Origin of the sequence: Vibrio sp. V38_P2S17PM301, assembly GCF_009904845.1 — a bacterium.
GTDB lineage: Bacteria > Pseudomonadota > Gammaproteobacteria > Enterobacterales > Vibrionaceae > Vibrio > Vibrio proteolyticus.
On sequence record NZ_WXWO01000073.1, the window covers coordinates 40,310 to 52,264 of the forward strand.

At 51.7% G+C, this 11,955-nt stretch carries 10 protein-coding genes; 5 read left to right on the forward strand and 5 right to left on the reverse strand.

Annotated features, from left to right (window positions below; genetic code table 11):
* From CAG64_RS15865 to CAG64_RS15880, 4 genes are read left to right on the forward strand one after another with little or no spacing between them, the layout of a single operon-like run.
* Positions 1-963, forward strand: coding sequence for an ABC transporter permease (locus CAG64_RS15865; protein WP_021707115.1), 963 nt, complete (start codon positions 1-3; stop codon positions 961-963).
* Positions 950-1,837: an ABC transporter permease subunit gene (locus CAG64_RS15870; RefSeq protein WP_161454876.1), complete on the forward strand. Its 888-nt coding sequence runs from the start codon at positions 950-952 to the stop codon at positions 1,835-1,837. Before CAG64_RS15865 ends, CAG64_RS15870 begins: the two co-directional genes overlap by 14 nt.
* Positions 1,837-2,832, forward strand: coding sequence for a peptide ABC transporter ATP-binding protein (locus tag CAG64_RS15875; protein ID WP_161454875.1), 996 nt, complete (start codon positions 1,837-1,839; stop codon positions 2,830-2,832). The genes CAG64_RS15870 and CAG64_RS15875 overlap by 1 nt, the downstream gene beginning before the upstream one ends.
* Positions 2,829-3,614 carry a peptide ABC transporter ATP-binding protein gene (locus CAG64_RS15880; RefSeq protein WP_021707118.1) on the forward strand — a complete coding sequence of 262 codons (786 nt, stop codon included), beginning with the start codon at positions 2,829-2,831 and terminating at the stop codon, positions 3,612-3,614. The genes CAG64_RS15875 and CAG64_RS15880 overlap by 4 nt, the downstream gene beginning before the upstream one ends.
* Positions 3,615-3,675: 61 nt before the next feature.
* Here CAG64_RS15880 and CAG64_RS15885 read toward each other — a convergent pair whose 3' ends face one another.
* Positions 3,676-4,581, reverse strand: a complete 906-nt coding sequence (locus tag CAG64_RS15885) for a manganese-dependent inorganic pyrophosphatase (RefSeq protein WP_161454873.1) — start codon at positions 4,579-4,581, stop codon at positions 3,676-3,678.
* A 209-nt stretch (positions 4,582-4,790) separates the two neighbouring features.
* Between CAG64_RS15885 and CAG64_RS15890 the strand changes: the two genes are divergently transcribed.
* Positions 4,791-5,978 (forward strand): putative manganese transporter, encoded by a 1,188-nt coding sequence (locus tag CAG64_RS15890; protein ID WP_161457300.1) that lies wholly within the window; start codon positions 4,791-4,793, stop codon positions 5,976-5,978.
* Positions 5,979-6,007: 29 nt separating this feature from the next.
* Here CAG64_RS15890 and CAG64_RS15895 read toward each other — a convergent pair whose 3' ends face one another.
* The 4 genes from CAG64_RS15895 to torE form a co-directional block, all read right to left on the reverse strand.
* Positions 6,008-7,744, reverse strand: coding sequence for a glycoside hydrolase family 36 protein (locus CAG64_RS15895; protein ID WP_161457299.1), 1,737 nt, complete (start codon positions 7,742-7,744; stop codon positions 6,008-6,010).
* 175 nt (positions 7,745-7,919) lie between these two features.
* Positions 7,920-10,382 carry a trimethylamine-N-oxide reductase TorA gene (gene torA / locus CAG64_RS15900; protein ID WP_161489337.1) on the reverse strand — a complete coding sequence of 821 codons (2,463 nt, stop codon included), beginning with the start codon at positions 10,380-10,382 and terminating at the stop codon, positions 7,920-7,922.
* Positions 10,383-10,406: 24 nt separating this feature from the next.
* The gene (torC, locus tag CAG64_RS15905) at positions 10,407-11,591 is read right to left on the reverse strand and encodes a pentaheme c-type cytochrome TorC (protein ID WP_161457297.1); all 1,185 of its coding nucleotides are present in this window, start codon (positions 11,589-11,591) and stop codon (positions 10,407-10,409) included.
* 50 nt (positions 11,592-11,641) lie between these two features.
* A complete protein-coding gene (torE, locus tag CAG64_RS15910) occupies positions 11,642-11,818 on the reverse strand; it encodes a trimethylamine N-oxide reductase system protein TorE (protein WP_021707124.1) in 177 nt (58 codons plus the stop codon).
* Positions 11,819-11,955 lie beyond the last annotated feature (137 nt).

Sequence of the window (11,955 nt, forward strand, 5' to 3'; positions counted from 1 at the left end):
ATGTTTGTGTATACAATTCGTCGCTTCAACCTGTTTATCATCACGCTGTTGATTCTGACCATTGTCGGCTACAGCCTGTTGCGCCTCGATCCCGAGTCTCCCTGGGCGCTGCAGGATTTCTGGCAAGGCTGGGTGTCCTACCTGCGCGAGTTGATCCAATTGAATTTCGGTGTAAACAAAGCTGGCACGCCTGTGATTGAAGAACTGAAAATCGTCTTCCCTGCGACGCTGGAGCTGTGTTTTATCGCTTTCATTGTCTCGCTGCTGATTGGCATCCCACTGGGCACCATTGCCGGCATGAAACCGGGAAAATGGCTGGATACGGTGATCTCGTTTGTCTCCATGTCCGGTTACTCAGCGCCGGTCTTTTGGGTGGCGCTGCTGCTCATCATGGTGTTCTCTCTCCACTTTCAGATCCTGCCCGTATCCGGTCGTTATGACTTACTGTATGAAGTCGAACATGTCACGGGGTTTGCTCTGATTGATACCATGCTGGCCAAAGATATCTACCGCGCACATGCACTGCAAAGTGTCATTGAACACATGATCTTACCGTGTCTGGTTCTGGCGCTGGCACCAACAACCCAGGTTATTCGCCTGATGCGTACATCGGTGGCGGAAGTCATCACACAAAACTACATTCGGGTCGCTCGCATCCGCGGTCTGTCCAACTATGAGATTGTGACCCAACACGTGCTGCGCAACGCCATTCCACCGATCATCCCGAAGATTGGGGTTCAGCTCTCAAGCATGCTGACGCTGGCAATCATCACGGAATCGATTTTCAACTGGCCGGGCATCGGCCGCTGGCTGCTGGACGCTCTGGCTAATCAGGATTACGTCGCCATTCAGGCAGGTGTGATCGTGGTTGCGACCTTAGTTCTGACCGCCAACATTCTGTCTGATTTGATCGGCGCGATGGTCAATCCGCTGGTAAGGAAAGAGTGGTATGCTAACAAATAACATTTATCAGGAAGAACGCATCCCGACTCAGTTTGAGCGCTTCTGGCGCAGCTATCGGGCCAATAGCCTGGCGATGTTCGGCCTTTGGTGCCTTGTCTTGCTGCTGCTCATCACTCTATTCTCTCCCTGGCTGACACCGCATGATCCACAGGCTCAGACTGGCGAGCTATTGGTCCCGCCCTCCTGGAACCCGGCGGGCACCGTTGATTATTTCTTCGGCACCGACGATCTTGGCCGCGATATTCTGTCACGCCTGATCAGCGGCTCACAACTGACCTTTGGCGCCGCAATTCTGATCACGGCTATCGCGACCGTAGTTGGCTGTGCGATCGGTATTCTGGCCGGCATGACCAGAGGGCTGTTGTCCAGTACGCTCAATCACCTGCTGGATACCGTGATGTCTATCCCGTCACTGCTCTTAGCGGTTATTTTTGTAGCTCTGCTTGGTTTCGGGGAATTCAATGTCCTGTTGGCGATTTGCTTGGCTCTGATCCCCCGATTCATCCGTTCGGTCTACATAGCGGTGCATAATGAAGTCGAAAAAGACTACATCATGGCGGCACGATTAGATGGCGCCAACGATTTTTATTTGCTATGGAACTCTATTCTGCCGAACATACTGATTGTGATCGCGCATGAGATTACTTTTGCTCTGTCTCTGGCTATTCTTGATATAACGGCACTGGGTTTTCTCGGTCTTGGTGCACAGGCACCAAGTACCGAATGGGGCGCCATCATCGGTGACTCTGTGGAGCTGATTTATCTGGCTCCATGGACGGTGACACTGCCCGGCCTGGCGATTATGTTCACTGTTATTGTTGTCAACCTGGTCGGCGAAGGCGCCCGCCAAGCGTTGAATGCGGGGACGGAATAATGCCACTTTTAGATATTCGACACCTGACCATTGAAATCGATACCCCACAGGGCATGGTCAAAGCAGTCGACCGTATGAGTATCACCATGAGTGAAGGTGAGATCCGCGGCTTAGTGGGCGAATCTGGCTCAGGGAAAAGTCTGGTAGCAAAAGCCATCGTAGGTGTCTGTAAAGACAACTGGAAAATTACCGCTGACCGAATGCGGCTCGGTAACATCGATCTGTTGCAACTGACGCCCCGAGAGCGACGCCGGGTAATCTCACGTGACATCGCGATGATATTTCAGGAGCCCTCCACCTGTCTTGATCCTTCTGAAGAAGTCGGCAAGCAATTGATCGAATCCATTCCATGGCGTGCTTTTGAAGGCAAATGGTGGCAACGGTTCGGCTGGCGAAAAAAACAGGCCATTGCCCTATTACACAAGGTCGGCATCAAAGACCACTCACGGATCATGAACAGCTACCCGTATGAACTGACCGATGGTGAGTGTCAGAAAATCATGATAGCAATGGCGATTGCCACCAAGCCTAAGCTGCTGATAGCCGATGAGCCGACTAACGACTTGGACCCGATTACCCAATCGCAGATCCTGCGTCTGCTCAGCCGGATGAACCAAATCAACAACACGGCGATCATGCTGATCGGCCATGACCTGACGACCATTACCCAGTGGGCTAACCGCATTACCGTGATGTATTGTGGTCAGTCGGTTGAGTCCGCTGACACCGCCAAAATTCTCTCTGCGCCAAAGCACCCGTACACCGCTGCGCTGCTGAAAGCGATGCCCGATTTCAGTGACTGGATTCCGCACAAAGAGAAGCTGCAGTCACTGCCAGGTTCGATTCCTCCGCTCCAGCACCTGCCGATTGGTTGCCGCCTAGGGCCTCGCTGCCCATACGCACAACGCCAATGTGTAGAAAGCCCGCATACGCGCCGGGTAAAAAACCATAAGTTTGCCTGTCACTTCCCGTTGAATATGGAGAAATCGAAATGAGTGCGCTGCTAGAAGTCAACGGTCTGACGAAAGACTTTGTGACCCGCAGCGGATTGTTCCGCAAAAAAGTGCATCACGCGGTAAAGCCGGTCAGCTTTACGCTTGAAGCAGGTCAAACGCTTGGTTTTATCGGCCAGAATGGCTCAGGCAAGTCAACGTTGGCACGTATGCTGGCCGGGGTTATTGAGCCATCTTCAGGCGACATTTTCGTTAATGGGGACAAGCTGGAACATAAGGATTATTCCACACGCTGTAAGCTAATTCGGATGATTTTTCAGGATCCCAATACCTCATTGAATCCGCGTATTCAGATTGGCCGGATTCTCGAAGGTCCGCTGAAACGAAACACCAACATGCCGCCAGAAGCGCGCATAAAAAGGGTCAAAGACACTCTGCGGCGGGTGGGCTTATTACCAGAGCATGCCTACTTTTATCCGCAAATGTTGGCGGCCGGTCAGAAACAACGGGTATGTCTGGCTCGGGCACTGATTCTGCAACCCTCAATTATCGTGGCCGATGAAGCGCTCAACGGCCTGGATATGGCGATGCGCTCGCAGATCATCAACTTGTTTCTCGAGTTGCAGGAAGAGATGGGGGTATCGTTCATTTACGTATCCCAGCACATTGGGATCATCAAACACATCACCGATAAGATCATGGTTATGCATGAAGGGGAAGTGGTTGAATTCGGCGAGACACTCGATATTCTCTCGAACCCGCAGCACATCATTACCCAGCGCATGGTCGAGAGCCACTTTAACAAAGCGCCCTGTTTTAAGTAATCGCAGCGCATCCGCCCGGCATAATAAAGGCTCCATCAGGAGCCTCTACTACATTGACAGATTACGCCAGTTCAGCTTGTAGCCATGGCCAACCCTGCTTCTTACGACTCAGGGTATTCTCCATCATCAACTGGCCATTCTGTTCATGTTTTTCCAGTTTAGACGCCCACTCACCCTTGTAGATCAAGCGAGTTTGAGCTGTCGTGATGTCTGTCAACATCACCGCCGCAAACGCCAGTTGATCTTCCTCGCAGCGACGTTGCAAATCCGCTTCCAGTGCTTCGATCATACCATCCACCTGATCCAGGGTTGCCAGTTCAACCTGACCAACCACCACATCACGGCCGTTGAATGGGTAGGCTTTAAGATCTTTTTCAACCAATTCCGCCGCCGACAAGCCTGCAATGTCCGTTTTTGCGATCAGCAGTGCTTTGATGAAGCCGTCAAGATCGGTCACACCAGCGATCTCTGCCAGTGCGTGTACCGCTTCTTCATCTTTTGGCGTGCATGTCGGAGAGGCGAAACCCACGGTATCTGACAAGATGGCCGACATCATCAGAATAGCTAACGGACGCGTGATGGTCGCTTGTTCCATTTTGAACAGGTTAAACAAAATGGTGCAGGTACATCCTACTGGCCAAATCCAGGCTTCCAACGGATTCGTGGTCATCACATCACCCAGACGGTGATGATCGACAATACCTAAGATTTCCGCTTGCGCAATGTCATCCGGCGCCTGAGCCAGATCCGTATAGTCCACCAACCAGACTTTCTCACCGGCCACACTGGTGCACAGCTCAGGTTGATCGACTCCGGCTGTGGCGAGAATGTGTTGCGTCTCACGGTTGATTTCACCTTGACGAACCGGCTTCGCGCTCAGACCACGAGCTTTCAGCAACTCAGTCGCTACCAGAGCACCACAGATACTGTCACTGTCTGGGTTCTTATGACCTACCACTAGAATCATGTTATTTCCTGTTATTTGATGTTGTCCCTGAACGGCGGAAACCATCAGGGTAATTGCTCACAAAGGCGGCTACTTTACCTGAAAACGACAGATTGTCATTGTCTGAGAGCAAGAAAAATCTGACGGATTGGCGGTCAAAAAAACTATTGCGAATGATTATCAATTACCTATAATGAGAATAATTCTCATTATAGGTAATTGCGTTGCGTATGCTGACAATAACTCTTCCCCGCTGGCTGTCGGTTTCACAGTTTCAGCTCGCACATAAACGGTTAATTTTACCAGCATTGTTATCCGCCCTGCTGTTAGCACAACCGACACGGATGGTGACCGTCACGACCTTATCTGATGCTTTTTGGGCAGTCTCCTGTTACGTGGCCTTTACCCTGGCGCTGTATCACTACCTGGCCATTGTAATGAGTGGCAAAAACCGCCTTGTCGCGCTGTATCAGAGCTCACGCTCAGGCCAAGTTGTATTGGCCTCTCTGCTGGGTGCCTTGCCCGGGTGTGGCGGTGCGATTGTCGTAACTACTCAGTTTGTCAGTGGCCGGGTCGGATTCGGCGCCGTCGTCGCGGTGTTGACCTCAACCATGGGCGATGCGGCCTTCCTGCTACTGGCGAGCGAACCAGTGACCGGGTTGTTGGTCATCACGATTGGTATTGTCGTTGGATGCGTCTCGGGTTTGACCGTGAATGTCCTTCATCGCGACGATTTTCTGCGGCCAGCTCCCCCTTCAAGTGCACTGACCTGCCAACGAGAGGCGTCCCATACTCCACTTGAACAGACCGCCATTAATCTGCAAGGCGCATTCTGGAAATGGTTACTGCCTCCGGCAATGATCGTGGCATTTCTGGGATCTTTTCAGGTCGACGTCAATCATCTGTTGACATTGCCGGGCATGACCATTGAATGGTTAGGCGCGCTGTTGGCGGTAGTGAGCACGTTACTCTGGGCGCTGACGAAAGAGATCAGCGACTACGAGTCAACCGTATCGGAAGACAACAAGCTGGTTTCGTCTCATCCGCTGCAAAAAACCGCTCAGGACACCAATTTTGTCAGTGCCTGGGTCATCGTGGCCTTTCTGATTTTTGAGTTGTCCGCACACTTTACCGGTGCCAACCTGGCTACGCTATTTTCGGGCTGGGGATGGCTGCTTCCTTTGATGGCCGTGGCCGTTGGTATGCTGCCAGGTTGTGGCCCGCAAATCCTGGTCACCAGTTTATACATATCCGGTGCGGTGCCTTTGTCTGCACAACTTGCGAACGCTATTTCCAACGATGGCGATGCACTGTTCCCAGCCATCGCCATGGCGCCCAAAGCGGCCCTGATGGCCACTGTGTACTCATCAATTCCTGCCCTGTTGGTCGGTTACGGTTATTTTTTGATGTTTGAATAACTCTGATTAAGGCCCAGATCTGTGTGCACTCAGGCGGTAATAATCGCGCGGCTCGATAAACCGGCCTGCAACGGAATTTCCATGATCTGTACGGGCTCTTCACACAGCTTTTCACCACTCCAGTAATCGTACCAATACACTGGGTGATCCGCGGTCAGTACCACATCCCGTGCACTCTGCTGATAATTAAACAGGCAGTGCAAATCGTTGCGATCGGTGAGTTTCAAAAATGCATGATTAAGGCCGAGTGCGGTAAAACGGGCCGCTTCCTGCGTGTGCTTATGGCGGATCATGAGTTTAGCGAGCGATGTTTTGGCAAAAGAAGTCAGCTCAGGCAAGGGATCCCCCGACAACAGCAAACCACCACACGCCAACAACACATTACGGTGAAACTCGTAATACTGCCGCTCCGTCGCCTGATTCGGCAAGGAAACCAAAGTGGCGCAATCGGGATCGATCTGCCATAGCTGACGATGTTGCCAACTGCGAAAGAAGGTTTCTTTCGCAATTTGTTCAAAGCGACGAGGATCCCGCTCCACGTCATCAGAGACACGCATTGCGTCCACCAGCCCCAGTGATGGCCACATCGGTGCGTTGCACCCCAATAACCAGGCATCGCCCGCGCCCTGTGCTATCGCTGCCATACCCATTCGATATGCTTGTACGCCAGTTACGCCGCTTTGCCAGCGGCGCCCTTTGAGCGTCCCCCAATAATTCGCATCCAGCTTAAACAGCTCCACACCCCACTCTTCACGCATGGTGCGTACCACCGTCGTCAGGTGCTCTTGCACATCGGGGTTAGAGGTATCGAGAATGTACCAGGGTGTGCAGCGCCATCCTCCATAGGTGACGTCTTCCGCTTTCAGCAGTGAGCCGTCCGCTTGGCGCACAAACCAGTCTGGGTGGTTTTGAAACACTTGTGATTCCGGCTGAGCAATAAACGGCGCCAACCAGATGGCCGGCTTCTTACCCCGGCGGCGAATATCCTGAATCAAGGCTTTCACGCCGGAAGGGAACTTATCAGACGGCGTCAGCCAATCCCCCATGAACGCCTGATACCCGTCATCCAGCAGAACCCACTCCAGCTTATCGAGTTCATGGTTCATGTGTTCGACATTGTCGAGAATATCCTGCTCGGTCACATCGGCGTAGTAGGCATACCAAGAACACCAGCCAATCGGCGCAGTCTGTTTGACGCCTGCTCTGGGAAAATGATGGCCCGTAATCCGTTCTGCATACTCGCGCAACAAGCAGGATAATGATGTCGCAGACAACACCACTACCGATTCCAACTGGTTCGTTTCCCAGTCTTGCGGACAGGTGTACTCACCATCCAGATAAGCGGTGATGACTGGTTTGCCTTGCTGCTCACTGATTTCAAAATAGCCGGCAAAACGGTAGCAAGAGGTGAACCCATACAAAGTGTAACCAAGTGAATCTTCAACCAACAGATAGTTGTAGTAGCGTTTGCGAGCCTGATGGGAATAAATCCGATAGCTGGTGCTGTTGTCCGGGCAACGTCCAATGTCGACGGGGTGCGCAACGGTTCCCGAAGTCTGCGCCAACATCTGAAAGCCGTCGCCGAGCAATACCGCACTTGATTCACAATCAAACGAGCATTGGAACAGCGGATACGCATCGGACAGCGCGTCATTGGACAAGCCAGAATAGGTAAAACTGACCTGATTGCCTTCCACCTGTGCGTGCAGATTCGAGTTAAGCACCTCAAGTTCACGATGGTTGGCAAGGGTAAGGAGGTAAGACATGGCAGTGACCAAAAACATATTAACTGTTTAAATTACAGCACCCTGCCCGCTACTTGTCTATTTGAAACGCTGTACAAATAGTTACCCAGGTCACGCTTTTTTCCTTTGTGCCGCTGCCGGAGACACAAAAGTGCCGGCCCAAAGGCCGGCATTTCAGCCGCTAAAGCAAACAGGTTTAAGCCACTTCGATTGGCCCGCCGAACGCGGTGACTGGCGGCACTTTACCACTGAATTTCTCAAAGTCGACAATGCAGGTATTGGCTGATGTGGCCTGAGCCAGTTCAGACGAGCCTATATCCAGTGTCAGTGTATTCGGGTCGCCATAAGTACATATCGCGCCTTCTTTTTCATTCAGCGGTCCGTACCAGGCGCCCTCTTCGATGCGGATAACACCTCGTGGATAACTGTCACTCAGAACCGCTCCGGCCAGCAATTGGCCGCGGCCATTGAACACTCGCACCAAGTCTCCATCCTGAATGCCTTTGGCTTTGGCGTCATCCGGGTTGATGTAAACAGGTTCGCGCCCTTGTACCGCATAACTCGCCCGGAACGCTTCAGATTCACACATCTGCGAGTGCAGACGTTTATCCGGGTGGCATGACTGCAACCCAAACGGATACCGCTCTGAGCCAGGCCCGCCGTGCGAACGTTCCGTTTTTTCAAACCACATCGGGTGTTCCTGACAGTGCTGGTAACCAAAGCGCCCGATTTTACGAGATGTAATCTCGATAAAACCAGATGGCGTCCCAAGTGCATTAAGCTCCGGATCATTGCGAAAATCGGCATGGCGAACCCAGGTTTTGCCTTCACCAAACTCCAGGACACTCTGCTGCCAGAATTTCTCGAATTCCGGCATATCGAACTTACCGTCATTGGCTTTTTTGCAATCGTTATATAACGAGCGCACCCACTCCATCTCATCCATACCACGCGTGTATTCTTCGTGGCGGCCAAAGCGGCGTGTCAGCTCAGTAAAGATCTCAAAGTCGGTGCGCGACTGGAACAGCGGATCGACCAAGCGATGCATCGCAATGAGCCCTTTTCCTGAATACGATCCGTAAGAGTCAATGTCATTACGCTCCCACTGTGTACAAGCGGGCAGGACGATGTCGGAAAAACGGCAAGTGGCGGTCCAGTTGAAGTCGACCGTAACGACGGTTTCCAGCTTACGAAACGCCTGCTTCATCTTGTTACGGTCCTGATGGTGGTGCCATGGGTTATTGCCGGAAATTACCATCATTTTGAAGCCAGGGAGCGTGACCGAATTACCGTTGTGGTTGATCTTCTTACCCGGCTCCATCAGCGCATCAATCCATCGCGCTACGGGAATGGTGCGGCTGTAACCATTGAAATCGTTATTGTCCCATTTCGGCTTACTGCCCTGATCCAGGTTGCGCGGAAAACCGCCCGGACCGGCGAAGCCAGTTGATGGAACACCGATACCGGAATAGTGGTGACCATAAGAAATACCGCCGCCAGGCAAACCAATCTGACCGACCATTGCCGCCAACACCGCCCCCATCCAGTAAGGCTGCTCGCCGTGCTCCTGACGCTGAATACACCAGCCAAACAGTAACTGAGTACGGCCTTTCACCAAAGAGCGGGCAAACTGACGAATCGTCTCCGCCTCCACCCCGCAAATCCCCGCCGCCCACTCAGGGGTTTTCTCTACTTTGTCTTTGGTTTCCCCCTGTACATAGGTGATGAACTCATTAAAACCCAGGCAGTAGGTCTTGATAAACGCTTTGTCGTACAACGCTTCGTTATACAAAACATGGGCCACCGCCAGCATAAAGGCGACGTCCGTTTGTGGATTGATATACAAATGGTCGTTTTGCAAAAACCGTTGCGTCTTGTTTTTGACCGGATCGACCGAGATAACTTTGATTTCACCCTTAGCAACTTTCTCTTTGAGTTGATCCAAATAGCCGTAAGACTGGTGCGTTTCACAGTTCCAGCCCACTTGCAGGTTTTTCACCGGATCGTTCGCCCACAATACAATGGTATCCGAGTTGTTGAGGATCTCAGGCCAGGATGTCCCCTGAGCGTAGACTTCTGTCGACCCCAGTACGTAAGGCATGATGGTCTGCCCGGCACCGGTCGAGTAATCGCCAACTTTGGTAATAAAGTTGCCGTGCATATTGACAGCACGCTGCATCATCGCGGTACAGTTGTGGAAAGATCCTGTCTGATTCCAGCCGGTTTGACCGGCATGTAAGGCCCAAGGGCCATACTCTTTCTGTACCCGCTCCAGCTCGCGGTAAAACAGATCGATGGCTTCATCCCAGGTGACGCGCACAAAGCGGTTGTTCCCCCGAGTATCAGCGCTGTATTTGTGCTTTTTCAACCAATCCAAGCGTACCATCGGATAACGCACGCGCGACGGGTTATAGATAATCCCCTGAATACCATTCAGCATGTCCGTGGGGTGAATATCGGTTTCCAAGGGTTTAATCGCCTGAACCTTACCTGCGTAGACATGCGCACGGAACGCGCCCCAGTGTGAGCCGGACACTTTCCAGCTTCCGGTCGTTTCTGCCGCGCTTGCCGAGGCTGACGCCAGCAGACTCGGACCTATCACAGAGGCTGCGCTAGTAGCAGCCACACCTTTAAGAAAACTTCTACGTGTAATCGCCATTTCAGTTACTCCATCTGACGCAGATTAGTGATGACCTTCAGAAAAATCTGAAGAGTGCTTTTGCAGGTATTTCAAGACCAGGGCTTCGGTGTCAGTGTCAAAGTTCACAAACGCCAGCATACCGTCAAACATACCAGGCCAGGTGTTGGCGTCGAAATGGTCTTCTTTAGGCTGGGTATGGCAAACGGAACAGTTCGTTTTGTAAGCGGCACCGGCCTTCTCCCATACGGGCGTAATATCGTTCAGCATGGCTTGTTTCTTCATCCATACTTTGGCGGTCACTTGCTCCCAAGGCAGGCCGGTCAACTCATCCACTTTCTTCTCTCCTTTGGTCACGACCGCGTCACTCAGCGCTGCATCTTTCAGCAATGATGCTGTGGCGATGTTCATGCCGAAATCTTCCTGAATCACGCGGCCAAAGCCTTTGGCTTTGCGCCAGCCAGAGATTTCAACCGCCACCATTTCACCTTTGGTATCCACCACCGTGATGGCGGAGGCCGGATTGAGCAGTCCCGCTTCCACTGTCGCGTTTGCATCTTCATAAACCGGCAGATGACGCACGCTGATCAAAGTGGCCCCCTTGGCGTAATCCGTATTGGAAGCAAGTGCTTCCAATTCACCGACAATGCCAGCTGCACTGTCCATATTTTTCGGCAGGTTATGCGCTATCCCTTTGTGGCAGTCGAGACAACTCTGATCTTTTTCTGCCGCCTGTTTCATCTGAATGCGCGCCGTCGGTGACATCTGCTCAAAATCCATCGAGTCATAGTTATGGCAGTTTTTGCACTCTAATGATTTATTGGCCGAAAAACGGTCCCATTCGTGTTTCGCCAGTTCAATTCGGTGCTCTTCAAACACGCCTTCTTCACCATAGTTGCCAAATACCTGGGCAAACACTTCTTTGGACGCCTGCATCTTGCGTGCGATCTTATCTGTCCAATTATGAGGAACGTGACAGTCAGGGCAGGTAGCCCGAACGCCAGAATGGTTCTTCCAATGGACGGTTTCCTGCAGTTCCACATAGACGTTGTCACGCATGGTGTGGCAACTGATGCAAAACTCTTCCGTATTGGTGGCTTCCAGCGCCGTATTAAAGCCACCCCAGAAGATGACCCCGGCAACAAAACCGCCCATAGTCAAAACACCCAAACTGATGTGGACGGCCGGACGAGTCAGGGTATGCCAAAATTTAACGATAAATGCTTTCATGATCGGTTCTCTCAATATTCTCGATGAAACGTAGTGCGGCGTATCTACGGTTATCCGTGTGCACCTGGAGGTCCGAAGACAAACATTTGCAGCATCCAGACAATGAATCCGTACCCACCGACGAAAGCGACGCTTAAAATCGGAAACAAAAGAACAGTGATGAAGAGGAACGCCTTCCACTCCAAAGCGCGTTTTTCTCCGCCTTCTTTTTTATTAACATTGCTCATACATTTTCCCGTATTATTTTTGGAAACATGATTTATTTAATAGACAGTGGCTGACTACCCACTACAAATAATAAGGAGAAATGTTAGACCACACATTTATTGTGGTTCAATCAAATTCGTCTCTTCAAACCTTGTTA

Coding starts and splice junctions, on each gene's coding strand:
- CAG64_RS15890 (WP_161457300.1), top strand. CDS start 4,791: ATGCTGACAATAACTCTTCCCCGCTGGCTGTCGGTTTCACAGTTTCAG.
- torE (WP_021707124.1), bottom strand. CDS start 11,818: ATGAGCAATGTTAATAAAAAAGAAGGCGGAGAAAAACGCGCTTTGGAG.
- torA (WP_161489337.1), bottom strand. CDS start 10,382: ATGGCGATTACACGTAGAAGTTTTCTTAAAGGTGTGGCTGCTACTAGC.
- CAG64_RS15885 (WP_161454873.1), bottom strand. CDS start 4,581: ATGATTCTAGTGGTAGGTCATAAGAACCCAGACAGTGACAGTATCTGT.
- torC (WP_161457297.1), bottom strand. CDS start 11,591: ATGAAAGCATTTATCGTTAAATTTTGGCATACCCTGACTCGTCCGGCC.
- CAG64_RS15895 (WP_161457299.1), bottom strand. CDS start 7,744: ATGTCTTACCTCCTTACCCTTGCCAACCATCGTGAACTTGAGGTGCTT.
- CAG64_RS15865 (WP_021707115.1), top strand. CDS start 1: ATGTTTGTGTATACAATTCGTCGCTTCAACCTGTTTATCATCACGCTG.
- CAG64_RS15875 (WP_161454875.1), top strand. CDS start 1,837: ATGCCACTTTTAGATATTCGACACCTGACCATTGAAATCGATACCCCA.
- CAG64_RS15880 (WP_021707118.1), top strand. CDS start 2,829: ATGAGTGCGCTGCTAGAAGTCAACGGTCTGACGAAAGACTTTGTGACC.
- CAG64_RS15870 (WP_161454876.1), top strand. CDS start 950: ATGCTAACAAATAACATTTATCAGGAAGAACGCATCCCGACTCAGTTT.